This window comes from Streptomyces deserti (assembly GCF_054782695.1).
Genome location: NZ_BAAGRZ010000013.1, coordinates 93,716 through 116,972, shown reverse-complemented (window position 1 = coordinate 116,972; position 23,257 = coordinate 93,716). Strand labels below are relative to the sequence as shown.

Genomic DNA, 23,257 nt, shown 5'->3' with positions numbered 1-23,257 from the left:
CCTTCAGTGTCAGGCCTCCGGGGCGTCTCCGAAGTCCGGGATCTCCAGCCGTACCCCGCCCTGCCGCGCGGACTCGTGGGCGATGATGCCCGGCAGGGTGTAGCGGGCCGCGACCCAGGCGTTCACCGACGGCAGGGTGCGGGTGTTGACCGCGGTCACGAAGTCGTCCACCAGGAAGTGGTGGCTGCCCTCATGGCCGTTGTGCAGGTTGTCGAACTCCCGCGGCAGCCGCGAGCGGTCGTGCACCGGCGCCGAACCGGACGTGAAGGCGGCCCGCAGCTCCGGCGCGATGTGCTGCAGCGACGGGTCGTCGGGCGACATGGTGGGCTTGGGCTCCAGCAGTTCGCTGATGTCCTCCACCCCGTTCTTGTCCTGCCACAGGGCGACGGTGGCGAGCTGCTCCATGCTCGCCTCCGTCCCGAAGAACCGGAACCGCGACTCCCGTATGTGCGAGGGGTAGCCCACCCGCCGGAACTCGTTCGTACGGAACGACCCGCCGCCCGCCACCTCGAACAGCGCGGTGGCGTTGGAGACGTCGTTGCCGAACTGGCTGACCGACTTGTCGAAGACGCCGTCGTCCCGGTCGTCCACGACCCCGATCGCGGACACGCTCACCGCGTGCGTCTGCCAGGCGCCCAGCACCCCGCCCACCGCGTGCGTCGGGTACAGCAGCGGGGGATAGCTGGCGGTGGCCTTCCAGTTCTCGCCGCCGCTGTACTGGTACGCCTCGTAGAACCCGAGGTCCATGTCGTGGACGTAGTCGCCCTCGGCGTAGAAGAGCCGCCCGAAGGCGCCCTTGGCGATCTGGTTGCGGGCGTGCACCGTCGCCGGGTTGTACTGGCTGGTCTCGCCCATCATGTAGGTCAGCCCGGTCGCCTTGACCGTGTCGATGATGGCCGCGATCTCCTCGGTGGTGATCGCCATGGGGACCGCGGAGTACACGTGCTTGCCCGCGTTGAGGCCCTGGAGGACCAGCGGCCCGTGGGTCCAGCGCTGGGTGAAGATCGCGACCGCGTCGACGGCCTTCGACTCCAGCATCGCCTCGTAGGAGGGGAAGGTGCCGGCCAGCCCCTGGGCGGCGGCGAGCTGCTCGGCCCTCTCGGGCAGCAGGTCGGTGACGTAGACGTCGCTGACGCCGGGGTGGGCCTGGAACAACGTGGCGAACTGGCCGGAGAACTGGCCGGCGCCGACGATTCCGAGCGAGAACGTCATGAAATGCGTGCCCTTCACTGGTCGAGGATCAGGTTGATCTGGTCGTTGGTCTGGTCGAGGCCGCTCACGGGCTTGCCGTTGCCGTAGATGTCCTGCATGGCCGGGTTCATGAGCGCGGTCACGTCGGCCGCGTAGTTGGTGATCGGGTACGTGAAGGTGGTGAAGTCCTTCTTGTCGGCGAGGGGCCTGGTGAACGCCGTGACGTCGATGCCCTTCTTCTCGTAGGCGGCGACGGCGGCCTTGGTGCCGGCCGGGGTGGCCGGGAAGACGATGCCGTAACGGCCCACGACCCGCTGGCACTTGTCCGACGACAGGTACTTCACCCACTTGATCGCGCCCGGCTTGTTACGGGCGTTCTTGGTGATGGAGTCGGCGAGGCCGTTCATCATCGTGGCCCGCTTGCCGGTGGGGCCCACGGGAGCGAAGGCGGTGCCGATCTCCATGTTCTTGAAGCCGTGGTACGTCGAGATCATCCAGGCACCGTCGAAGGCCATCGCGGCCCTGCCCGAGGCCACCTGCGCGTTGGCCTGGTTGGCGCCCCCGCTGTAGACCGTCAGCGGAGCGAGGTAGCCCTTCTTCGCCAGGCCGAAGTACCACTTGATCACGGACTGGAAGGTCTCGCTGTCGTACTGGTACTTGGTGCCCCAGCGTGCCTTGTCGGTGTAGTTCCAGCCGGCGGAGGCGGTGAACGGGCTCCACTGCGTCTGCCCGTCGCCGTAGCCCGCACCGTTGCTGGCGAGGCCGTACACCATGACGTTGTTCTTGTCGAAGCCGGGCTCGTCGCCGCGCTTGCCGTTCTTGTCGATGGTGAGGTGGGCGATGGCCTTCTCGAAGCTTCCGCCGTCCTTCGGGTTCCAGTCGAGGCTGTTGAGCTCCCCGGCACTCAGCCCGGCCTGCTCGGTCATCTTCTTGTTGTAGAAGAGGGCGACGGTGTCCCAGTCCTTCGGGGCGCCGTAGCGGTGGCCGTCCTGGGCGATCCAGCTGTCGGCCAGTCCCGCCTGGTAGTCGGACGGGTTGATGCCCAGGTCGTCCAGCGGCTCGAGCACCTTCAGGTCGGCGAACTGGCCGAACTTCTGGACGTGGTCGGTGAACACGTCCGGCTGGGTGCCCGCGATGAAGCTCGCGGTCAGCTTGGTCCAGTAGTCGTCCCAGCCCATTTGCGTGATCTGGACCTTCAGCCCCGGGTTTTCCTGCTCGAAGCCCTTCGCGCAGGCCCGGTAGGCGGGCAACTGGTTGGCGTCCCAGAGCCAGTACGTCACCGTGTTGGCGGGCGCTCCGGTGCCGTTTCCCTTGGCACATCCGGTCACCAGGGACAGCGCAAGCGCACCCGTGACCGCCACCATCGTACGAATTCGCATACCTGCCCCCTTACTTGATTCCGGTGAAGCTGATGGAGCCGACGATGCGGCGTGCGAAGCAGCCGAAGAGCACGAGCATCGGGAGTGCGGCGATCAGCGTCGCCGCCATCAGACCGGACCAGTCGTAACCGGTCTGCGGGGTCTGCGCCCGGAAGATCGCCAGCGCCACGGTCAGCACGCGTGAGCTGTCGCTGTAGGAGACCATCAGCGGCCAGAAGTAGTCGTTCCAGGCGGTGATGTACGTCAGCACGCCCAGCGTCAGGATCGGCGTGGACGCCATCGGCAGCATCACCCGGAAGAAGACCCGGATCTTCCCGGCGCCGTCCAGCAGGGCCGCCTCCTCGACCTCACGGGGGATGTTCATGAAGAACTGCCGCAGGAAGAACACCGCGAACGGCGTCATGAACATCGTCGGCAGCGCGATCCCCAGCAGACTGTCCACCAGACCCAGTTCCTTGATGAGCACGAAGTTCGGCAGCAGCGTGAAGATGGACGGCACCATCAGGCCGGCCAGGAACAGCGCGAACACCTTGTCCCGGCCGCGCCACCGCAGGCGCGCGAAGGCGTAGGCGGCCATGGCGGAGAAGAAGATCTGGCAGACGGTGATCAGCGTGGAGACGGCCACCGAGTTGAGCAGGTAGCGCCAGAACTGCAGTCCGCCGCCCGCGCCGCCCTGGGCGATGGCCTCCTCGGTGGACTGCAGACCGAGGGCCCGCTCGAAGCCTCCGAGCGTGAAGTCCACCGGCAGGGGATTGCCGGGTTGTGCGGCGAGCGTGGCGTTGGTGGACAGCGCCGTCCTGAGGATCCAGTAGAACGGCAGCAGGGTCATGAGGACGATCGCGCCCATCACCGTCCAGGCGGCGATCCGGCCGGCGGACGGCCTGCGGCGTACGCGCACGGGCGTGGTCGTGGTGGTGGCAACGGCAGCCATGTCGGTCACTCCCTTCCGTCAGCCGAGGTCGGTCCGGCCGGCCCGGGTGAGCCGGTACTGGAGGATGGTGATCGCGGTCAGCACGGCCAGCAGGGCGACCGACATCGCGGAGGCGTAGCCGAACTGGAAGCGGCCGAAGGCGGCGCCGTAGATGTAGTACTGGAGCACGTTGGTGGCGTTCGCCGGGCCGCCCGCCGTGGTGACGGCGACGGTGTCGAACACCTGGAACGAACCGATCACCGTCATGATCAGGACCACCGCCAGCACCGGACGCAGCAGCGGCAGCGTGATCCGCCAGAACATCCGCCACTCGCTCGCGCCGTCCACCTTCGCCGCCTCGTACACGTCGTTCGGGATGGCCTGCAGACCGGCGAACAGCAGCAGCGCCGTGTAGCCGACGTGCCGCCACACGTTGATCAGCGCGATCGTCGGAATCGCCCAGGTCTCGTCGGCGAGGAACGGGATGTGGTCGAAGCCCAGGGCCCCGATGATCTGGTTGCCGATGCCGAGCTGGGTGTCGAGCATCCAGAGGAAGACGATGCCCGCGACGACGTTCGACATCAGGTACGGCGTGAGCACGATGCCGCGCAGGACCGCCGACTGCGTCAGCCGCTGCAGCAGGACCGCGATGGCGAGCGCGGCGACCGTCTGCACCCCGATGTTGATCACCACGTACTCGACGGTGACCCACAGCGAGTTCCAGAAGATGGGGTCGTTGACCATGCGGACGTAGTTGTCCAGGCCCACCCACTCGGCCGGGGTCAGCAGGTTGTAGCGGGTGAAGCTGAGGTAGATGCCCCGCAGCGTCGGCCACAGCAGGAACACGAGGAAGCCCAGCATCGCCGGCGCCACGAACAGCGCGGCGAGACGCCCGTCCTCCCGGCTCTCACGGGCCTTCGCCCCACGGGTCTTCGGTACGGTCAGCGCGCCCTCCGTGCCGCTGAGCGGCACACTCGGTGGGGGGCTGCTGGAGGCGATGGTCATCGGAGACTCCCTCGTCTGCGGCGGCTCGACCTGGTGGCCACTTACTTTTGGTGCGGAATAATCTCCGCGTCAAGAGGTGCGCGGACTCTTTTGTTTGGGCGAATGTCCGCCGTAGAGTGGTCTTGTTGATTCTGGGATGGAAAAAACTGGGGGTCTGACATCCATGAGCGCACGTCCTGCCAGCTGGCTGCCGCTGAGCCCCGGCGAACGCGCGGTGGCGATCGAGGTGCTCGTCCACGGCCCGCTGTCGCGCACCGAGCTCGCCCGGCGGCTGGACCTGTCGCCGGGCAGTCTGACCCGCCTGACCAAGCCGCTGATCGAGTCGGGGCTGCTGGTCGAGGTCCCCGACAACGGCACCCCGGCCGCGACGCGCCAGGGCCGCCCCTCCCAGCCGCTCGACGTCGTCGCCGACTCCCGCTCCTTCCTCGGCTTCAAGATCACCGAGGACATGGTCTACGGCGTCGTCACCACCCTCAGGAGCGACATCGTCGCCCGCCACGACCGCCCGCTCACCACCCACGACCCCACCGAAGTCGCCGACGTGCTGGCGGAGATGACCGCCGAACTGGCCGGCCGTCACCCGGGCCTGGCCGGTATCGGCATCGGTGTGGGCGGCCTCGTCGAGGACCGCGCCGTGGTCGGCGAGTCCCCGTTCCTGCGCTGGCGGGACGTGCCCCTGGCCGGACTCGTCGAGGAGCGCACCGGGCTGCCGGTGGTCGTCGAGAACGACGTCGCCGCCCTCGTGGAGGCCGAGACCTGGTTCGGCGCGGGCCGCGGCCTGGACCGCTTCGTGGTCCTCACCATCGGCGCCGGCATCGGCTACGGCCTGGTCCTCGGCGGCAAGCGGGTGCCCTGCGCCGAGGAGGACCGCGGCTTCGGCCGCCACTGGATCCTCAACCCCAACGGCCCGCTCACCCCGGACGGCCAGCGCGGCAGCGCCGTGTCGCTGCTCACCATCCCCAGCATCCGCTACCAGATCCAGGCCGCCACCGGCCGCGACCTGTCGTACGAGGAGATCCTCGCGCTCGCCGCCGCCGGGGACGCCATGCCCGCCCGCGTCATCGACGAGGCCGCACGCGCCCTCGGCGCCCTGGTGGCGCAGATCGCCAACTTCGCCATGCCGCAGAAGATCCTGCTCGCCGGGGAGGGGGTCGGCCTGATGGACGTGGCCGGCAAGACGGTGGAGGAGACCATCCGCGTCAACCGTCATCCGCTCGCCGCACCGGTCGATCTGGAGACCAAGGTGTCCGATTTTCACGACTGGGCGCGGGGCGCGGCCGTGCTGGCGATCCAGGTGCTGGTCCTGGGGACGGCCGAGGGCTGACCCGGGCGGTGGTGAACTGGCCCACATTCCTTGGCAGATGGACGTGATCAGCGACACTGTCGGAAATGTCCGCTTAGCTCGTGATTACTCACATCGCCTTCACCTCGGGAGCCGTAAGATTCACACCATGTCCACCACTGTTGAACCCTCCTCCGAGCGATCGGCTGCCGAGGTCAACGAGGAGATCCGGGCCCTGTGGCTCCGGTCGGGCGGGACACTGAGCACCGAGCAGCGCGAGGAGTACCAGCGCCTCGTCCTGGAGTGGGCTTCCGCCCTTCCGCAGCCGGTGAAGGCCGCCTGAGCACCTTGTAGGCCGGCCGGCACGCATCGGAGCACCGTCCTGGGGCACCCCTGATCCAATGGGTGCCCTTCTCGCACTGGCCTCGGCCCTCTGCTATGGCTTCGTCGACTTCGCCGGCGGACTGCTGTCCCGGCGCACCCACCACACCGCCGTCACCTTCCTCGGCCAACTCGGCGGGCTGCTGCTCGCCTGCGCGGCCGCACTCCTCGTTCCCGCGGACGCCGTCCGCCCCTCCGACCTGCTGTGGGGCGCGCTGTCGGGCGTCGGCAGCGGCACCGCCATGCACTTCCTCAACCGTGGGCTGAGCCGCGGCGCGATGAGCGTGGTCGTGCCGGTGAGCGCCGTCACCGGCGTCGCACTGTCCGTGCTGTGCGGGGTGCTCGTCCTCGGCGACCGCCCCGGCGGCCTGGCCTGGGCCGGCATCGTCGTGACCGGGCCCGCGCTGTGGCTGGTATCGCGTGGTGACGGAAGTCTCCCCGACTTCTCCCGTGGTGACGGAAGTCACTTGGACTCCGGATCGGGGCAGGGCACGGCGGACGGCCTGCTCGCCAGCGTGGGTGTCGCCGTGCAGTACCTCGCCCTCGGCCAGGCCGGCGCCGCGAGCGGACTGTGGCCCGTCGCCGCCGGCCGTGTCGCCGCCGTCCTCGTCCTGCTGCCGGACGCCGTACGCCACCCGCGGCGCCTGAAGCTGCCGCCGAAGCTGTGCGCCCAGGCCCTGCTGGTCGGCGCGGGCGCCGCCCTCGGCCTCGTGCTCTACCTCCTCGCCGCCCAGCGCCAGTTGCTCGCCGTAGCCGTGGTCCTCGCCTCCCTCTACCCGGCCCTCCCCGTAGTCCTGGGCCTTGCCCTCCTGCACGAGCGGATCACGCGGGGCCAGGCCGCCGGGCTGCTCGGGGCGGGCCTCGCCACGGTGTTGCTGACGCTGGGCTGAGAGAGCCGCTGGCGGTCGGTCGCGGTGAGGGGTGGCGGTCGGGTGTTCGCCTGGTGGCGGTCGGTTTCGGTGAGAGGTGGCGGTCGGGCGTTCACTCTGGTGGCAGTCGATCGCGGTGAGGGGCGGCGGCGTTCGCCCGGTGGCGGCCGGTCTCGACGACGGGTGGCGGTCCGGTGTTCGCCCGGCGGCCCACCGGCTCAGCTCCACGTCGCCGAGTAGTACTGGCGGTACGCCTTGCGGTCCTGCTCCGCCCTGATCCATCGCGTGGCCACCAGCGCGACCAGACTGCCCGCGATGACCAGCAGCCCGGGACCGATGTTCCGCGGGTCGGCCAGCCGGGACAGCAGCGTGGAGGCGTCCGTGCCGCCCACCGGTGCCGACGAGCCGGGCCCGGCGGCACCCGGAGCGGCGGCACCGCCCTGGCCGGCCGAGGCGGACGGCGCCGGCGAGGAGGCGGCACCCGCGCCGTCACCGCCCCGCGCGGACACGATCAGCTTCATGCCGAGCTCGGACAGCGCCTTCGTCACCGGCTGGAAGTACGTCGTCCCGCCCGTCGCGCAGTCCCCGCTGCCGCCCGACGTCACACCGAGCGCGATGCCCTCGGAGAACAACGGGCCGCCGCTGTCGCCGGGTTCGGCGCACACGTTCGTCTCGATGAGCCCGCTGACGGTGCCCTCGGGGTAGTTCACCGTCGCGTTCAGCGCGGTCACCTGCCCGTCCCGCAGCCCGGTCGTGCTGCCGCTGCGGAACACCCGCTGCCCCACGGCCGGATCCGCCACCCCCGTGATCCGTACCCCCTTGTCGTCGCCGACCGCGACGATGTCGGCGCCCTGACCCGCCCGGCCACTGTCGTACTTCACGAGGGAGTAGTCGTCGCCGGGGAAGCTCCGGTCGACCGTCGTCCCCACCTGCTCCCGGCCCCGGTCGTCGGCGAACCAGACGGAGCCGTCGGGTCCGCAGTGCCCGGCCGTGAGGATGAAGTCGCTTTTCCCGTCGGTCACGTTGAAGCCCGCCGAACAGCGCCCGGCGGTCGACAGGATGGGCTCCGCCCCGTTGAGGCGGGTCGTGAAGGTGCCCTCCGTGCGCTCCATGCGGACGAAACCGCCGATGCCGTCCGCGACCTTCGTCAGCCGGGACCAGTCGGCCGCGGAGACCGTGCTGTCACCCCGTACCACCACCTCGTTGGACCGGTAGTCCATCGCCCAGGCCGTCCCCGGCACCCGGGGCGCCGAACGTAACGTCGCCGTGGCCGACTTCAGGTCACGCATGCTGTGGCGCACCATCTTCGCCTCGGCGCCCGCCTCGCGGACCTCGGCGGCCGCCTTCTTGTCGGTGACCGCCACGACCGGCCGCCCGTCCTCGCCGACCCAGCTGCCCGCCGTACGGGACGTGCCGAGCCGTGCCACGAGGTCGGCGCCGGTGTCGGTGGCCGCGCGGGCGGAGGAGTACGGGACGGCGGACACCTCCGGAGGAGGCTCGCTCGCCACGGCGCGTGTGACCATCGCTCCTCCGAGAAGGAGTCCGCCGACGGCCGCCAGCCGTGTCACTCGCCGGACGACCCGTCGTCGTGCGTGCCTCATGCATGGCTCCCGAACCTCAACAGCGCGGCGGCAACGCCGCGGGGCTCTCCCTGAGTTGAGCACCCTCCTTCCATACGGGGCCCAGCCCGGCGGTGTTCAGCGTGCGGGCGATCTCCTCTTTGCAGTGCCGCACATCAACCCGCCGCGCGCCGACGGGCCGCCGTCCCCGGGGGAGGCGGCGATCATGGCCCAGCTGCGGGCGTCGCCCCACACGGAGGACGGATCCACGTACGGGCGCAGCAGCGCGGTGAGCACCGTGTCCCCCCGGCCGTTCAGCTCGTCGGAGGCGATCTTGCGGGCGATCCCCGCGAGGAAGTCGGCGAGCTGCACCCGAGGATCCTGCCGCGCGGCGACCAGCCGCATCCCGCCGAGGACGATCCCGCCCGAGCGGGCCGTCTCCTCGATCCACGCGATGCGCTCCGGCGTCAGCATGTTCTGCCGGTCGTGCACCAGGAGGACGGGGCGTCCGCCCGCGCTCCAGTGGGCCGCCGTCCGGATGATCGCCGGCAGCAGCGGATTGAGGACCGGGACCAGGGTCGGCCCGGCCAGGATCCCGGTCCGGTAGGCGTCCGCGCGCGACCGGCCCGCCGCGAGCCGGCCGAGCGTCGCCGCCGCGGCCGTCCGGGCGTGCGCGCGCCGCAGCGCGTCGACCGTGCCGAAGAACGCGTCGGCGGGCGCGTCCGGCTCCCCGTCGTTGCGCACGCGCAGCAACTGGTTGGCCGCCGCCAGGAATCCGGCCCACGCCTCCGCCCCGAAGGTCCGCCGCCCCGCGCGGAACAGGCCGACCGCCTGTGCCGGTTCGTCACCGAGCAGCAGCGCGACCACCCGGTCCACCACGAAGAACGACTTCTCGACGAGGTGCACATGGGCGTGCCCGTGGATCGGCCCGTCCGGCGCGAGCAGCCACTCCAGAACCGCCCGGTGCTTCTCCCGCAGCAGGTGGTTCGCCTTGTACTCCTCGGCCGGCGAGCGGATCCGGTCCCGGACCTCCCGCACGGACGCGGCGGCGGACGCCACCGGCAGCCGCACACTGGCGTGCGCGAACACATCGGTGTTCCCGCCGGTGAGGTTCTCGCCGTCCGACCCCGACTCGTCGCAGGCGACCTCCAGGAACGGCCCGTCCGGCAGGCCCCGCCCCGCGTTCTCGCGATTTCCGCTCACACCACGGCCCCCTATCGTGTGCCCATGACCAGGATCCCGCACGAGACGTCCGGTGAACCGAATCCGCTGCGCGCCCTCACCCTCGACCAGCTCACACGCCGTACCAGCATGAAGTGGCGCACCTACCCCGAGGACGTGCTGCCGCTGTGGGTGGCCGAGATGGACGTGCCGCTCGCCGAACCCGTGGTGCGCGCCCTCACCGACGCCCTCGCACTCGGGGACACCGGCTATCCCGCGGGCACCGCCTACGCCGAGGCGCTCGCCGCCTTCGCGGAGAAGCGGTGGGGCTGGGACGGGCTCGCCGTGGAGCGCACCGCGATCGTGCCCGACGTCATGCTGGGCGTGGTGGAGATGCTCAAGCTGGTCACCGGGCCCGGGGATCCGGTGGTGGTGAACCCGCCGGTGTACCCGCCGTTCTACCAGTTCGTGGCGCACATGGACCGGCAGGTGGTCGAGGCCCCGCTCGGCGCGGACGGGCGCCTCGACCTCGGCGTCCTTCAGGAGGCGTTCCGTCGGGTCGCCCCCGGCCGGCGGGCCGCCTACCTGCTGTGCAGCCCGCACAACCCGACCGGCACCGTGCACACCGCCGACGAGCTGTCCGCCGTCGCCGCCCTCGCCGAGCGGTACGGCGTACGCGTCGTCGTCGACGAGATCCACGCGCCGCTCGTCCTCGGCGGCGCGGAGTTCGTGCCGTACCTGAGCGTGCCGGGCGCCGAACGGGGCCTGTCGCTGATGTCGGCCTCGAAGGCGTGGAACCTGGCCGGGCTCAAGGCCGCGCTCGCCCTCGCCGGACCCGGGGCCGCCGCCGACCTCGCCCGGCTGCCCGAAGAGGTCGGGCACGGCCCGAGCCACCTCGGCGCCATCGCCCACACCGCCGCCCTGCGCGACGGCACCGCCTGGCTGGACGCCCTGCTGGCCGGCCTCGACGCCAACCGGCGCCTGCTCACCGGCCTGCTTGCCGAGCACCTGCCCGCCATCCGCTACCGCCCGGGCGAGGCCACCTACCTGGCCTGGCTCGACTGCCGCGCGCTCGGCCTCGGCGACGACCCGGCGGAGGTCTTCCTCACCCGCGGCCGGGTGGCCCTCAACTCCGGCATCCCCTTCGGCACCGGAGGGGCGGGGCACGCACGGCTGAACCTGGCGACCTCCCCGGAGGTGATCAGGGAAGGGGTGCGGCGCATGGCGGCATCCCTGGAGCGGGACTGAAGCGGGGCTGACCTAGACTCCCCGCCATGAACCACACGCGGCTCGACCGGCTCGGCACGGGCAAGTACCTGCTGCTCACCACCTACCGCAGGAACGGTACGCCGGTCGCCACCCCGGTCTGGGTCGTACCCGACGGGGACGCCCTCGGCGTGTGGACCGCCGCCGACTCCTGGAAGGTGAAGCGGATACGGGGCCGCGCCGACGTCCTGGTCGGCCCCTGCGACCAGCGCGGCAACCCGACCGGCGACCAGATCCCGGCCACCGCGGAGTTCTGCGACGCGGCCACCACCGCCCGCTACCGCCGGCTGATCGCCCGCAAGTACGGCCTCACCGGCCTCCTCACCCTCCTCGGCAGCCGACTGCGCCGGGGCCTGGAGGGCACCGTCGGAATACGTGTCACCCTGACGCCCTGAGTCGCAGCAAGCGCTTTCGGAACCGGGGGAGTGGACGGCCCGCCGACGGGAAAGGCCACCCCCATGAGCCGAACCCCCGTCCTGCGCGCGGCAGTTGTCGGCACCGGCCACCGCGCCCAGATGTTCACCCGGGCCCTCGCCACACGCCCCGGCCACCTCGTCGCCGCGCTGTGCGACCCCAGCCCGACCCGGATGGCCTTCCACAACCGGCTGCTGGCCGAGGCCGGCGTACCGGCCGCCACCGTGTGGGAGCCCGACCGCTTCACCGACCTGCTCGCCGAGGAGGACATCGACGAGGTCGTCGTCACCACCGTCGACGCGGAGCACGATCGCTACATCGTCCCGGCCCTGAAGGCGGGCTGCCGGGTCGTCACCGAGAAACCGATGACCGTCGACGCCGACCGCTGCGCCCGCATCCTGGACACCGTCCGCGAGACCGGCAACTCCCTGACCGTCGCCTTCAACTACCGTTTCAACCCCGTGCACGAGAAGGTGCGCGCCCTGCTCGCCGACGGCGCGGTCGGCGACGTTCTGTCCGTCCACTTCGAGTGGCTCCTCGACGTACGGCACGGCGCCGACTACTTCCGCCGCTGGCACCGGGAGAAGCACAACAGCGGCGGCCTCATGGTGCACAAGGCGTCCCACCACTTCGACCTGGTCAACTGGTGGCTCGGCGACGTACCCGAGGAGGCCTTCGGCTACGGACGGCTCGGCTTCTACGGCCGGGAGGCGGGCGAACGCCACGGGCTGCGCCGGGACTACGCCCGCGCCCACGGCGCCGACGAGGCCGCCGACGACCCGTACGCCCTGGACCTCGCGGCCAACGACACCCTGCGCGCCCTCTACCTCGACGCCGAGCAGGACGACGGCTATCTGCGCGACCGCAACGTCTTCGACGGCCCGATCACCATCGAGGACGACATGGCGGTCCTCGTGCGGTACGCGGGCGGTGCGACGATGACGTACCACCTGACCGCGTACTCCCCGTGGGAGGGCTACCGGGTCATGGTCAACGGCAGCGCCGGGCGGCTGGAGCTGGAGGTCGAGGAGAGCCGGTGGCAGCCGCCGCTGACCCGGGTCACCTCGGCGGCCGGCGCGCTGCACGGGGACACGGCCGCCCAGCACGCGGGCGGCGCCCGCCTCACCCTGCGCCCGCTGTGGCAGCCCCCGGCTGACATCCCGCTGACGGTCGCTCACGAGGCGCACGGCGGCGGCGACCCGCGCATGCTCGACGCGCTCTTCGGTCCCGCCGACCCCGCCGGCCCGGCGGACACCGGGGCGGCGACCCACCCGACGGCCAGCGAACGCGACGGCGCCCTCGCCCTGGCCGTCGGCCTCGCGGCCAACCGCAGCTTCGAGACGGGGCGGCCGGTGCGCACCGACGAACTGCTCCCCGGGATCCGGTGATCGGACCGCCCGTCAGGTCCAGGCCCGGTACGGCTCGTCGACCAGCTGGAAGACCGGCTCGCCCCGTACCGGGTCCTTGGCGGTCGACAGCCGTACCCGGTCGCCGCTGTGGATGCCGATGGGCGGGCCCATGACCCGGCCGCGGACGACGAAGCCCTCGGCCATCTCGATCAGGGACACGTTGCGGGCCGCCGGGGTGTTGCGGTGCACCACCGTGGAGTGGCGGACCGTGCCCACGCCCTCGCTGCGCTCCGTCCGCAGGTCGCTGCCCCGGCAGACCGGACACAGCACGCGGTGGTACATGGCGGTGCCGCACCAGGTGCAGCGCTGGAAGAGGATGGCCTCCGAGTCCCGTCCGTGGGGATCGAGCACGCCCGTCGCGGAGCCGGCTGCCTGCTGAGCGACGCTTCCTGAGTGGTGGTACACGCTGGTCAACTCCCTGCACTCGGCCGGAATCCCGCGTGCGCGGTGACCCGTGCACGCGCGTGCGCGGTTCGCCGTGCCACCGTGCACAGCGACAGGGTATGGCACTCAGTGCCAGGCGTAAAGGCACTCCGTACCCTCAAAATCGGGGACGGGAAATCCTCGACAGGGGACGGGAGACCCTCACTATCGCGGGACGGAAGACCGCTCAGCCCCGCCCGAGCGTGGACTCGATCTCCTGCACCACCCGCCACAGCGGCGCCCCGCGCCGGGACACGACCACCACCACGTCCTCGGGCCGCTCCTCGGCGGGCGGCGCGGGCGGGTTGCCGAAGGCCGCCTGCACATAGCCCAGCGCGTGGTCCACGGTCGCGCTCGCGTCGCCCTGCCCGTCCGACCGCAGCCAGGAACGCAGCGCGTTGTTGTGCGCCGCGACCACGGCCGCCGCGATCACGTCGGCCCGCAGGGTCCCGTCCGGGCGGCCGGCGAAGCGCCCGCGCAGGTACTCGGCCAGGGCGCGCTCGTAGCGCCACACCACCGACAGCTCGTACGCGCGCAGCTCGGGCACCCGCTTGGTGAGCCGGTAGCGCTGCACGGAGAAGGTCGGGTTCTCCGCGTACATCCGCAGCACCACCCGGGCCGCGTCGCAGACCCGCCCCACCGGTTCGTCGTCCTCGGCGCTCGCGGCGAGGAACGCCGTCATGTCGGCCAGGCACCGCTCGTGGTCGGGAAAGACCACGTCCTCCTTGGAGGGGAAGTACCGGAAGAACGACCGCCGCCCGACACCGGCGAGCGCGACGATGTCGTCGACGGTGGTCTGCTCGTAACCCCGCTCCAGGAACAGCTGGAAGGCCGCGGCGACCAGGGCGTCCCGCATGGGCGGCTTACCGGCACTGCTGGAGCTCATGGACGGGAACGTAGCACCTGACCGGGCCTCATGGCACTCAGTGCACTCCAGGGCGGAACTGAGTGCTGCCCTCGTCGGCGCCGCATCGGCGGGAACACCATCGACCACGGCACTGAGCGAGTCGCTGAACCCCCGGGACACCGGCCGCGTATCTCTTGTCGCCAGGAGCCCCGGATGCCCCCAGACGCGGGCCCCGCACGGGACGGAAGGAGAGCAGCGTGTCGACACCGTCCGAACCCCGTCAGCCACACGACGGCCCGCCCCTCGAACCGATCTTCGTCCTGCGCCCCCGCCGCACCGACGCGCTCGCGGAGCTGTTCAGGGAGGAGCCGCCGCAGGACCCCGGCGGTTACGAGCCCGTCGCCGTGCCCGGGCCGTCGGCCGGATCCGAGGACGAGACGCAGGAACTTCCGCCCTTCGGGGAGGGAAGCCGCCGTCCCGGGGACCGGCGGGCGCTGTGTCGCCCGGCCGTCGTGGTCGCCGTCGCGGCGGCCGCGGTGATCGGTTTCGGCAGCGCGTTCCTGCTGACCCAGCGGACCACCGAGGACCGTGCGGTGCCCGCCCCCCAGCCCTCCGCGCCGTCCCCCGCCGCGCCCTCCTCGGCCCCCGCCGACCCCGGCATCCTCCGTGAGGGAGACAGCGGCCCCCAGGTGACCGAACTCCAGGAACGCCTCCTGCGCGTCCCGAACGTCTACCAGGACGGCTCCGCCAGCGGCCGCTACGACGCCACCCTGACCGCAGCGGTGGCCCGCTTCCAGCTCTGGTACGGCGTCCGGGGCGACGAGACGGGCGTGTACGGCGACGACACCCGCCTCGCGCTGGAGTCCCGGACCGCGACAGGCGGCTGAAAACAGCGCGCCGGATGCATGGGCACGCGCGACGTGGTGAGGTGAAGCCGGGAGACGTACACCCTGGGGACGGGAGCGGCGTGAGCATGGCGGACATCGATGCGTTCATCGGGCGGCTGGACCCCGACATGTGCGTGGTCACGGCCGCCGCGGGCGGCGAACGGGCCGGCTGCCTGGTCGGATTCGCCTCGCAGTGCTCCATCCGGCCCGTGCGGTTCGTGGTGTGGCTGTCCGAGGTCAACCGCACGTTCCGGGTGGCCCGGTCCGCTCAGTTCCTGGCCGTGCATCTGCTGACCCGCGAACAGCGCGCGCTCGCGGAACTGTTCGGCGGACGGACCGGCGACCGGGAGGACAAGTTCGCACACGTGCGCTGGCACGAGGCACACGGCGGGGCCGTCGTCCTGGAGGACGCACCGGCCTGGTTCGTCGGCCGCGTCGTCACCCGCGCCGGCGGCGGCGACCACGTCGGTTTCGTCCTCGACCCGGTCGAGTGGGGCGAGCGGCCCGCGTACGACGGCCCGCTGCTGCGCCTGCACGACGCCCTCACCATCCCACCCGGTCACCCGGCGGACTGATCAGGCACCACCCATTTCGAACGCCGGGCAACGTGTCGGACACGGAGCGGTGAAGCGAGGGCCGCCGGGTGTCACCCTGAGCGGGCCGGGGCGATGCGCGAGGCGCGCCCCACCCGCCGCGAACCGAAGGCCACGCCGATGAACGGCTCCCGCATCCCGGGCCTGGTGCTGCCCGTCGTCTTCCTGCTGGCCCTTGTCGTGGGCCTGTGCTGGTACTGGCGACATCGCGGTGACGAATGAGCCACGCGTGAGGTGACGCACGCGCCGACACAGCGGCGAGGGCGAGTGAGGCGATAGAGCGGCACGAGCGAGAGGCAGCGGCCCGCAGTCCTACTCCTGCGCCCCCTCCGGCACCCGGATGTCCAGCACGCACACGTCGTCCCGCCGATCCTCCTCCAGCATCGCCTCGAGCAGCGGCCGCAAGGACCTCGGCCCGTCGGCGTGGTGGGTGGCGACCGCCTCGGCCAGCCGGGCCAGGCCCCGGTCGATGCTGTCGGGGGGCCGCTCGACCAGCCCGTCCGTGTACAGGATGAGCCGGTCGCCCGGTTCGAGGTGGCACTCGGCCTCCTCGAAGGAGGGCGTGGCACTCGCGCCGAGCAGCAGGCCGCGCGGGCGGTCGAGGTAGCGCACCTCCCCGTCCCGCAGCAGCAGCGGCGGCGGATGGCCCGCCTGCGCCCAGACCAGGCGGCGCCCGCCGGGGTTGTAGCGGGCCAGCACCATGGTGGCGGTGCCGTGGGAGTCACGGGAGTGCAGCAGCAGTGTGTTGAGCCGGGCGAGCGCGCCGGTCAGCGACGAGCCCGTGATGACCATGCCCTTCGCGGTGAAGCGGAGCTGCGCCATCGTGGCGACGGCGTCGACGCCGTGCCCGGCGACGTCCCCGACCACGAACAGGGCGTCGCCGCCGGGGAGTTCTATGGCGCTGAACCAGTCGCCGCCGACGTGGACCCCCGACTGCTCCGGCAGGTAAGCGACCTCGACGCGCAGCCCGGCCAGCCGTAGCACCCGCTGGGGCAGGGGGAGCAGCGCGTGCTGCAGCCGGGCGGCCAGGGTCCGCTCGGCCTGGAGCACGTCGTGCTGGGTGAGGATCGCCCGCTCGCTCTCGACGAGGGCCAGTTCCGCCCGCCGTCGGGCGGTCAGGTCCTGGACGAAGCCGTGCACCTCGACGGGCGTACCGCGGCTGTCCGCCACCGCCTCGGCCACCAGCCGCAGATGCCGGACGCCGCGCGCCGTCCGGACGCGGAACGGCTCGTCGAACGCGCGACCCTGACGCACCAGGCCCTCGACCGCGCGGGACAGCACGGGCACGTCCTCGGGCAGCGCGAGGGCCGGCAGGTCGGTGAGGGGGACCGGGCCGCGCGCGGGGTCCCGGTCGAGGATGCTGAAGACCTGGGTGGACCAGGAGGCCTCGTGCGTGGTCAGGTGCCAGTTCGCCCAGCCGAGGTTGCCCAGCCGCTGGAGGTCCGCCAGCCGCTGCTCCTGCCGGTCGGAGGAGCCGTGCCGGACCCAGGTGACGACCAGCGTCTTGCCCAGCCGCGCGACCCGCACCGCGTACGTGGACAGCTCGGCGGCGCCGTCCACCACGTCCTGGTGGGCGTACGGCTCGCTCTCATAGGTCTCACCCGTGGCCAGCGCGTGCAGGCAGCCCCGCCACAGCGGCTCGTCCGCCACGGCCGGCGCGCACTCCAGCAGCCGCCGCCCCGCCAGGTCGGCGTCGGTGCGGCCCAGCAGGCTGCCCGCCTGCGGAGTCGCCGCGTCGACGCGGAAGTCCTCGATCTCGCCCGACCGGGCACGCAGTGGGCTGAGCAGCATCGCCGCGACCGGCAGCGCCTCGAACACCGCCTGTACGGCCCTCGCGGGGGCGCCGGAGGACGGTTCGGGCCGGGCGTCGAACGCGCGCAGCCAGCCGGCGCACAACCACATGAGACCCCGCAGGTGGGCGCGGTCGCGGGGGGTGAACGAGCCGCCGCGGCCGCGCAGCACGCCGACGCAGACCTCCGCCGCGCGGCCCGGGGGCACGGGCAGCCAGGCTCGGGACCGCCACTGCTCGGGCGGGTCGCCGATCAGCAGGTACCGCTGTCTGTCCTCGGCGAAGTTCTCCAGCCAGCGCGGCTCACCGGTCCGCAGCGCGTCCAGCGCCGCGACCCCGCTCAGCGGCGGCAGCTGATGCCACTCGGTGGCCAGGCTGTCGTCGATACCGGCGTACCCGACCAGTTCGAGCCCTCCGCCGGGTCTGCCGGTGTAGATCATCACCGCGTCGGCACCCATGTCGGGCGCGAGGTGCTCCAGCAGACAGCGGGCGAGGTCCTGCGGTGTGCGGACCCGGACGAGGGCCTGGCCGAGGCGGGCGAGGGCGGCGGAGACGTCGTCCGGTGCGGTCGCCTCCGACAGGACGTCCGGCCCCGGGAGGCCGGCCGCGGTGCGGGCGTCCTCACCCCCGGTGGTCTCCGGCTGCCGGGACGTGAGCCCGGAGAGCGGCGGCGCCAGGCTTCCGAGGGTGACCCAGCACTCCTCCAGCAGCGTGCGGCGCGCCGCCTTGGCCCGCTGCAGCAGCTGCTCGCCCGCGGCCTCCGCGGAACACCCGGTCAGTGCCATGACGGCGCCCTTGGCCCGTTCCACGACCGCCGACGTCACCGCCTGGTCGCGCAGCCGGTCCATCTCGGCACGTTGCCGGGCGACGACCTTGGCCAGTTCGGCCAGGTCCGGTGCGGCACCGGTCTCCGCCGGGGTAGCGGGCTCGCTCGTCACGCGTTGAGCATCGCACACGGAACCGGGTGGGATGACCGGCTTGGGCGCACGAACTGCGCTTCCGCCCCCAGGTCCGCGCCGTCCCACGCCTCCCCGGCGTCCCGCTCAGGGGCCGTCGGGCCGGTACAGCCACAGCCGCAGCAGCCGGCTCAGGCCCGGCATGACCAGATACGTCAGCACGGGCAGCAGCACCAGGGGGAACACCGCGGCGCGCAGCGGCAGGGGCCAGTCCGTCGTACGGGGTGTGACCAGCCACTGGATGAGCAGCGTGAACGGATAGGCGCCGAGGAAGGTGGTGAGCACCATCTTCCACCGGGGCGGGGCCTGCACGGTGGTGCCCGGCAGGCTGAACCAGGTCTCCATCCCGGTCGTGGACTGGCGCTCGCTGCTGACCTCGGTCGCGACGCTCTCGATCCGCCGGTGCCACTGCGCGCGCTCCGGGGAGTCCAGCCAGGCGGCGAGCCGGTGCGGATCGGACCAGCGCAGCACCGCGTGGTAGCGGTGGCCGTCCTCGGGCCGCAGCCAGGAGACGCCTTCGTTGCCCGGGAACCGCCGGGCGCACTCGGTGATCCCGCGCGTCCACTCTTCGAACTGCCGCTCATGGCCGGGGCGCACTTGCCAGGTGAGGACGGTGGTCACCGGCTCGCCCCGCCGGACTTCGGTGGTGCTCATCCCCCGCGTATGCCACGCGAGGAGCGGGTCATGCCCGGGCGGACCCGTCAGCGTCCCGCGTTGCGGTCGACCAGGGCCTGGGTGACGGCCCGCACACTGCGTGCGATGTGCTGCAACTGCAGGACCTCGGCCGCGTACAGCTTGATGGTGTGCTCGATGACAGACTCGGGCAGACCGAGCCCCGGCAGGTCGGCGCGCGCGGTCTGCAGGGCGGTGCGGGCGACCCGGATCTCGTGCTGGACCTGGATCTGGGCGTGCCGGGCGAGCAGCACGGGATGGCGGATGAGTGCGGGGTAGCTGGCGTAGCGCGCCGGCACCAGCTCGCGCAGCCACTTGGCCGCCGAGCGCTCCCAGTCGTAGCTGCCGGGGGTCTTGACCTGGCAGGGCCAGTCCGGGCTGATACGCGTGGACGTCAGGGGCATGTTCATCGCTTCCGGGTGTGCGGCGTCGTGAGGGGTGGACGACGGGGTCGCGGCCCCGGCCTAGGGGATGACCGGGGCCGCCGCGGGCGGTCGCGCAGGCGATGCCCGACCGAACACCCGGGACGCCGGGGCGGGTAGGAGCCGGCGGTGTCGGGTGTTCGCGCAGGAGCCCGGCCGGGACAGGTGTCGGCCGCGCGGGGAATGGTGCAGGGTGCGCATGGCGGACCGTCGGCTTTCCGGGCGAAGCGGGTGGTGCGTGAGCAGTATTTATATATGCCATCCGGTTTGCAAGACGCATGAAAACATTCATGCGCGCTTTGTTCGGGATGGGACCGGTGTGAGCCGGTGTGCGCTGCGCGGTCCTTTGAGGAGAAAGCGGTCCTTTGAGGAGAAAGGGGCCTCAGGCCCTCAGGCCCTCAGTCCTTGAGGAAGAACTGGTGCTGGTCGGCGACCTGCTCGTACTCCTCCAGCCGCGCCTGTGTCCGCTCCGGGTCCGCGTCCGTCATGGCCTGGAGCAGGGCCGCGCACATCACGCCCGGCGCGGCGTAGGAGTCGAAGACCAGGCGTGACCCGGTGCCGGTGGCGAAGGTGACGTCTGCTGCGTCGGCGATCGGCCCGAGTGCCAGGTCGGTGATCAGCGCGACCTTGAGCCCGGCGCCGCGTGCGACCCGTACGGCGTTCAGGGTCTCCTGGGCGTGCCGCGGCATGGAGAACGCCAGCACCCAGGTGCCGCCCGCCTCGCGGGACTGCAGCAGCGCGTCGAAGGCGACGCTGCCGCCCCGCGTCACGAGCCGTACGTCCGGATGGATACGGCGGGCGGCGTACGCGAAGTACTCCGCGAGCGAGACGGAGATGCGCAGCCCGAGGACCGTCAGCGGGGTCGAGGCCGACAGTTCGCGGCCGATGTCGATCACCATGTTCGGGTCGGCGAAGTCCCGCCGCAGGTTCTCCAGGTTCTCGATCTCGGCGTCGACCGCCGCTTGCAGTTCGTTGCCCCGGTTCTCCTCGGCTGGGCCGCCGGCGAGCGTGCCGAGCGCGATGGCCTGGAGCTTCTCCCGTAGCGCGGGGTAACCGCTGAAGCCGACCGCCGAGGCGAACCGGGTCACCGACGGCTGGCTGACGCCCACGCGGTCCGCGAGATCCGTGATCGACAGGAACGCCGCCTCGGTGATGTGCTCGATGAGGTACTGGGCGATGCGGCGCTGGCCCGGGGAGAGCCGGGGCCGGTCGAAGAGGGTCCTGAGCTGGGACGTCGGGGAGGCCTCCGCCTCCGGGCCCGCCTTGTTCGAGGTGATCGCGGATGCCTGTGCGCGTGCCTGCTGCGGCGATGGCACCGGTGCGCCTCCTTCGTCTCCCACGGACGTTCAACATAGCTCACGCACCGTGGTGACCAGGGGCTGCGCGCGGCAGCACATCCGGGACCCGGCGGATGGATAGCCACGGCCCCGGCGGGAACCCGCCGCCGCAGAAGATCCCTACCGGACGCGGCAGGACCGCGCCACTACGACGAGACGGAGGAGAAAACCCGTCATGACCGTCCCCGAAGAGAACCGGGCCAAGACCGAGACCACCGACGACGTCCTCGAGAACACCGTCGGGAACGAGCAGCGGTCCGGGTCCCGGCCGCCGGGCGCCACCGGCCGCACGATGCGCGAGGCACTGGAGGAGGCCGAGGTGCGGCCCGACGACTACGACGAGCGGTAGGCACCCCGCCCACCGCATCCGACCGACGACGTTTCCGGCAGGTGAGAGCGAATGGGCGCACTGAGTGCGCTGGAAGAGGTTCTGGAGAACCGGTGGGAGGCCCTGTGGGCGCGGGTCTTCGACAAGGAACCGGTCGAACTGCTCGACGCCCTGCAACGCGAGTGCGACAGCAAAGCCGTGGTGTGTCCCGCGGGCCGGGTCCTCGTCCCCAACGCCTACGACGTGGAGCTCGCCGAAGGCGTGCACGAGGAACTGACGCGCCACGGCAGCCGCGTGGGCCAGGCGCTCACCGACCAGCTCGCCCGGCACGGCGAGCGCAACGGCTACCAGTGGGCGGGCCCGCTCGCGGTGCACGTCACGAGGTCCGACGACGTGCCCAACGGTCGCTACCGCGTGGCCAGCAGTGTGATGCCGAACGTGAGCGCCGAGGGTTTCCAGCACGCGGGAGACCAGGGGCCGCACGTCACCGGCGCTGGATCGTGATCGAGTGACCGACCGTGTCGACCGGACGGCTGCTGCCGATCAGCTCGGCCAGCCGCCCCGTCGCCTTCGCGGCCGCCGAGTCCGACACGACGAGCAGCCCGCGCACCTCGTCGGCGGGCACGCCGAGAGGGTCCGAGGCCTGGATGCCGTAGAAGGACGGCACGCCGCTGCCCTTGTACACCAGCCAGACCCGCTCCCCCGGGTAGCGCTCGCGGAGCCGGTCGGCGAGCCGGCCCAGGTCCTGGCCCCAGTCCACGTTGGAGTCGTGCAGCCGCAGATGGGTCCTGGCCGGTCCGCCGAACGCCTCGTTGGAGTACGGCAGATAGTAGGGGTACGTCCGCAGCGAACTGACCGCGGTGAACACGACGAGCACCCCGGTCGCGAGCGGTGCCCACCGCCACCGCACCGCGAGGACGCAGCCCGCCGCCACCGCGAGGAACATCGGCAGGAACAGGGCGTACCGCGTCCCGAAGTCCCGTGACCCGTGCATGGCCGCCAGGAGCAGGACGGCGGGGGCAGCGAGCAGGTACGGTGCCGCGGGCCGCAGCCGCCGCAGCGTCACCACCGCGACGGCGCCGGCGGCCCACAGGGCGAGCGTGCCGAGCGGTGTCTTCACCAGCAGCGCGGCCGGCAGGTAGTACCAGAGCGAACCGCTGTACAGCCGGCCGAACAGGAAGCCCTGCCACGGCTGGTTCTCCAGACGGAACTGGATGCGCATCCCGTCCCGGTACGGCTCCGGGAACGGCAGCAGTTCGACCAGCAGCCCGCGCAGGCCCCGCACGGTGGGCACATGCTGCTGCGGCGTCCAGCGCAGCCGCGGATCGACCACCAGGTACGTGGCCCATACGACGGCGACAGCGGCCAGCACCACGACGCCCGCGCCCGTGACCGCCCGGACCAGCCTCCTGCGCGGCCCGCCACCGCAGGCGCACCACACCGAGACCCCGGACAGCGTCACCAGCACCGGCACGGCGGGCAGCGTGCTCATCTTCGTGGCCAGGGCCGCCCCGAGCGCCACCCCGGCGAGCGGCAGAAACAGCCGCGGCCTGCGACGGGCCCGCCACACCAGCCACGCCGAGGTGAGGACGAAGCCGGCGGCGGGCACGTCGAGCGTGGCCAGGGAGCCGTGCGCGATGAGGTCGGGGGAGAAGCCGTACAGGGCGAGCGCTGTCAACGCGCCCGCCGCACCGGCCAGTTCACGGGCGAAGACGAAGACCACCAGCCCGAACAGCAGCGTCAGCGCGATGACCGGTAGCCGGGCCCACAGCATCAGCCGCCATGGGTCGTTGCCGGACTCGTAGAGCAGATGCCGCCCCAGCGCGCCCTGGCCTCCGGTGAAGGACGCGAAGGATCGATCGACGTGCGGGTCGGCGAGCGCCACCCCGACGCCGATGACGAGCTTGCCGAGCGGCGGGTGCTCGGGGTTGTGACGCAGGCGGTGCTCGTACACGTGGTCGGCGGCCGTGCCGACGTACACCGGCTCGTCGATGGTCGGGGTCTGCTGGACGGCGGTGGTGACCATCGCGAAGGCCATCTGGGCGAGCAGCACCACCACGAGGAGGGGCACGAGCCACGCTCTGGCGGACGGCCGTGCCACGGTCACACGGGGGAGCGCTGCCGGGTCCAGGACCGAGTGCTGTGCGCGCGCCATCATCCGCCCCGCGGTGACACCG

The 23,257-nt window shown here is 71.9% G+C and carries 24 protein-coding genes; 11 read left to right on the top strand and 13 right to left on the bottom strand.

Annotated elements, in window-relative coordinates; genetic code table 11:
• Positions 1 to 9: 9 nt before the first annotated feature.
• The 4 genes from ACYVMZ_RS22170 to ACYVMZ_RS22155 are packed head-to-tail and all read right to left on the bottom strand — an operon-like array spanning position 10 to position 4,485.
• Positions 10 to 1,212, bottom strand: a complete 1,203-nt coding sequence (locus tag ACYVMZ_RS22170; RefSeq protein WP_461082404.1) for a Gfo/Idh/MocA family protein — start codon at positions 1,210 to 1,212, stop codon at positions 10 to 12.
• Positions 1,213 to 1,226: 14 nt separating this feature from the next.
• A complete protein-coding gene (locus ACYVMZ_RS22165) occupies positions 1,227 to 2,570 on the bottom strand; it encodes an ABC transporter substrate-binding protein (RefSeq protein WP_461082289.1) in 1,344 nt (447 codons plus the stop codon).
• 10 nt (positions 2,571 to 2,580) lie between these two features.
• Positions 2,581 to 3,501 (bottom strand): carbohydrate ABC transporter permease, encoded by a 921-nt coding sequence (locus ACYVMZ_RS22160; RefSeq protein WP_461082287.1) that lies wholly within the window; start codon positions 3,499 to 3,501, stop codon positions 2,581 to 2,583.
• 18 nt (positions 3,502 to 3,519) lie between these two features.
• Positions 3,520 to 4,485 carry a carbohydrate ABC transporter permease gene (locus tag ACYVMZ_RS22155; RefSeq protein ID WP_461082285.1) on the bottom strand — a complete coding sequence of 322 codons (966 nt, stop codon included), beginning with the start codon at positions 4,483 to 4,485 and terminating at the stop codon, positions 3,520 to 3,522.
• Between the two features lie 163 nt (positions 4,486 to 4,648).
• On the opposite strand from ACYVMZ_RS22155, the gene ACYVMZ_RS22150 reads away from it, so the two are divergent.
• The 3 genes from ACYVMZ_RS22150 (at position 4,649) to ACYVMZ_RS22140 (ending at position 7,038) form a co-directional block, all read left to right on the top strand.
• Entirely contained in the window at positions 4,649 to 5,809 is a 1,161-nt protein-coding gene (locus tag ACYVMZ_RS22150; RefSeq protein WP_461082283.1) for an ROK family protein, read from the top strand.
• A 127-nt stretch (positions 5,810 to 5,936) separates the two neighbouring features.
• Positions 5,937 to 6,110, top strand: a complete 174-nt coding sequence (locus ACYVMZ_RS22145) for a hypothetical protein (RefSeq protein ID WP_461082281.1) — start codon at positions 5,937 to 5,939, stop codon at positions 6,108 to 6,110.
• Positions 6,111 to 6,168: 58 nt separating this feature from the next.
• Positions 6,169 to 7,038: an EamA family transporter gene (locus tag ACYVMZ_RS22140; RefSeq protein WP_461082279.1), complete on the top strand. Its 870-nt coding sequence runs from the start codon at positions 6,169 to 6,171 to the stop codon at positions 7,036 to 7,038.
• Positions 7,039 to 7,235: 197 nt separating this feature from the next.
• Here ACYVMZ_RS22140 and ACYVMZ_RS22135 read toward each other — a convergent pair whose 3' ends face one another.
• Complete coding sequence (locus tag ACYVMZ_RS22135) at positions 7,236 to 8,618, bottom strand: S1 family peptidase (protein WP_461082277.1); 1,383 nt, start codon at positions 8,616 to 8,618, stop codon at positions 7,236 to 7,238.
• 96 nt (positions 8,619 to 8,714) lie between these two features.
• Positions 8,715 to 9,779 carry a hypothetical protein gene (locus ACYVMZ_RS22130; protein WP_461082275.1) on the bottom strand — a complete coding sequence of 355 codons (1,065 nt, stop codon included), beginning with the start codon at positions 9,777 to 9,779 and terminating at the stop codon, positions 8,715 to 8,717.
• Positions 9,780 to 9,803: 24 nt separating this feature from the next.
• Between ACYVMZ_RS22130 and ACYVMZ_RS22125 the strand changes: the two genes are divergently transcribed.
• The 3 genes from ACYVMZ_RS22125 to ACYVMZ_RS22115 all read left to right on the top strand — a co-directional run bounded on the left by ACYVMZ_RS22125 (position 9,804) and on the right by ACYVMZ_RS22115 (position 12,805).
• On the top strand, positions 9,804 to 10,985 hold the full coding sequence (locus ACYVMZ_RS22125) for a MalY/PatB family protein (RefSeq protein WP_461082273.1): 1,182 nt from the start codon (positions 9,804 to 9,806) through the stop codon (positions 10,983 to 10,985).
• 26 nt (positions 10,986 to 11,011) lie between these two features.
• A complete protein-coding gene (locus ACYVMZ_RS22120) occupies positions 11,012 to 11,398 on the top strand; it encodes a PPOX class F420-dependent oxidoreductase (protein ID WP_461082271.1) in 387 nt (128 codons plus the stop codon).
• Between the two features lie 63 nt (positions 11,399 to 11,461).
• Positions 11,462 to 12,805 (top strand): Gfo/Idh/MocA family protein, encoded by a 1,344-nt coding sequence (locus ACYVMZ_RS22115; protein ID WP_461082269.1) that lies wholly within the window; start codon positions 11,462 to 11,464, stop codon positions 12,803 to 12,805.
• Positions 12,806 to 12,817: 12 nt separating this feature from the next.
• On the opposite strand, the gene ACYVMZ_RS22110 is transcribed toward ACYVMZ_RS22115, so the two are convergent.
• On the bottom strand, positions 12,818 to 13,231 hold the full coding sequence (locus tag ACYVMZ_RS22110) for a Zn-ribbon domain-containing OB-fold protein (RefSeq protein WP_461082267.1): 414 nt from the start codon (positions 13,229 to 13,231) through the stop codon (positions 12,818 to 12,820).
• A 205-nt stretch (positions 13,232 to 13,436) separates the two neighbouring features.
• A complete protein-coding gene (locus ACYVMZ_RS22105; protein ID WP_461082402.1) occupies positions 13,437 to 14,105 on the bottom strand; it encodes a TetR family transcriptional regulator in 669 nt (222 codons plus the stop codon).
• A 248-nt stretch (positions 14,106 to 14,353) separates the two neighbouring features.
• Between ACYVMZ_RS22105 and ACYVMZ_RS22100 the strand changes: the two genes are divergently transcribed.
• The 3 genes from ACYVMZ_RS22100 to ACYVMZ_RS22090 all read left to right on the top strand — a co-directional run bounded on the left by ACYVMZ_RS22100 (position 14,354) and on the right by ACYVMZ_RS22090 (position 15,798).
• Positions 14,354 to 14,983: a peptidoglycan-binding domain-containing protein gene (locus tag ACYVMZ_RS22100; RefSeq protein WP_461082265.1), complete on the top strand. Its 630-nt coding sequence runs from the start codon at positions 14,354 to 14,356 to the stop codon at positions 14,981 to 14,983.
• A gap of 86 nt (positions 14,984 to 15,069) precedes the next feature.
• Positions 15,070 to 15,558: a flavin reductase family protein gene (locus tag ACYVMZ_RS22095; RefSeq protein WP_461082263.1), complete on the top strand. Its 489-nt coding sequence runs from the start codon at positions 15,070 to 15,072 to the stop codon at positions 15,556 to 15,558.
• Between the two features lie 93 nt (positions 15,559 to 15,651).
• Positions 15,652 to 15,798 (top strand): hypothetical protein, encoded by a 147-nt coding sequence (locus ACYVMZ_RS22090; protein WP_461082261.1) that lies wholly within the window; start codon positions 15,652 to 15,654, stop codon positions 15,796 to 15,798.
• Positions 15,799 to 15,888: 90 nt separating this feature from the next.
• Here the strand turns inward: ACYVMZ_RS22090 and ACYVMZ_RS22085 are convergent, their stop codons facing one another.
• From ACYVMZ_RS22085 to ACYVMZ_RS22070, 4 genes are all read right to left on the bottom strand, one after another.
• A complete protein-coding gene (locus ACYVMZ_RS22085) occupies positions 15,889 to 18,303 on the bottom strand; it encodes a SpoIIE family protein phosphatase (protein WP_461082259.1) in 2,415 nt (804 codons plus the stop codon).
• A gap of 105 nt (positions 18,304 to 18,408) precedes the next feature.
• Positions 18,409 to 18,975 carry an antibiotic biosynthesis monooxygenase gene (locus tag ACYVMZ_RS22080; RefSeq protein ID WP_461082257.1) on the bottom strand — a complete coding sequence of 189 codons (567 nt, stop codon included), beginning with the start codon at positions 18,973 to 18,975 and terminating at the stop codon, positions 18,409 to 18,411.
• A 47-nt stretch (positions 18,976 to 19,022) separates the two neighbouring features.
• Positions 19,023 to 19,403 carry a hypothetical protein gene (locus ACYVMZ_RS22075; protein WP_461082255.1) on the bottom strand — a complete coding sequence of 127 codons (381 nt, stop codon included), beginning with the start codon at positions 19,401 to 19,403 and terminating at the stop codon, positions 19,023 to 19,025.
• Positions 19,404 to 19,813: 410 nt separating this feature from the next.
• On the bottom strand, positions 19,814 to 20,731 hold the full coding sequence (locus ACYVMZ_RS22070; protein ID WP_461082253.1) for a MurR/RpiR family transcriptional regulator: 918 nt from the start codon (positions 20,729 to 20,731) through the stop codon (positions 19,814 to 19,816).
• 196 nt (positions 20,732 to 20,927) lie between these two features.
• On the opposite strand from ACYVMZ_RS22070, the gene ACYVMZ_RS22065 reads away from it, so the two are divergent.
• Entirely contained in the window at positions 20,928 to 21,101 is a 174-nt protein-coding gene (locus ACYVMZ_RS22065; RefSeq protein ID WP_461082251.1) for a hypothetical protein, read from the top strand.
• Between the two features lie 51 nt (positions 21,102 to 21,152).
• Entirely contained in the window at positions 21,153 to 21,584 is a 432-nt protein-coding gene (locus ACYVMZ_RS22060) for a DUF3662 domain-containing protein (RefSeq protein WP_461082249.1), read from the top strand.
• Here ACYVMZ_RS22060 and ACYVMZ_RS22055 read toward each other — a convergent pair.
• The gene (locus ACYVMZ_RS22055; RefSeq protein WP_461082247.1) at positions 21,565 to 23,238 is read right to left on the bottom strand and encodes a phospholipid carrier-dependent glycosyltransferase; all 1,674 of its coding nucleotides are present in this window, start codon (positions 23,236 to 23,238) and stop codon (positions 21,565 to 21,567) included. The two genes, ACYVMZ_RS22060 and ACYVMZ_RS22055, sit on opposite strands and share 20 nt — an antisense overlap.
• Positions 23,239 to 23,257 lie beyond the last annotated feature (19 nt).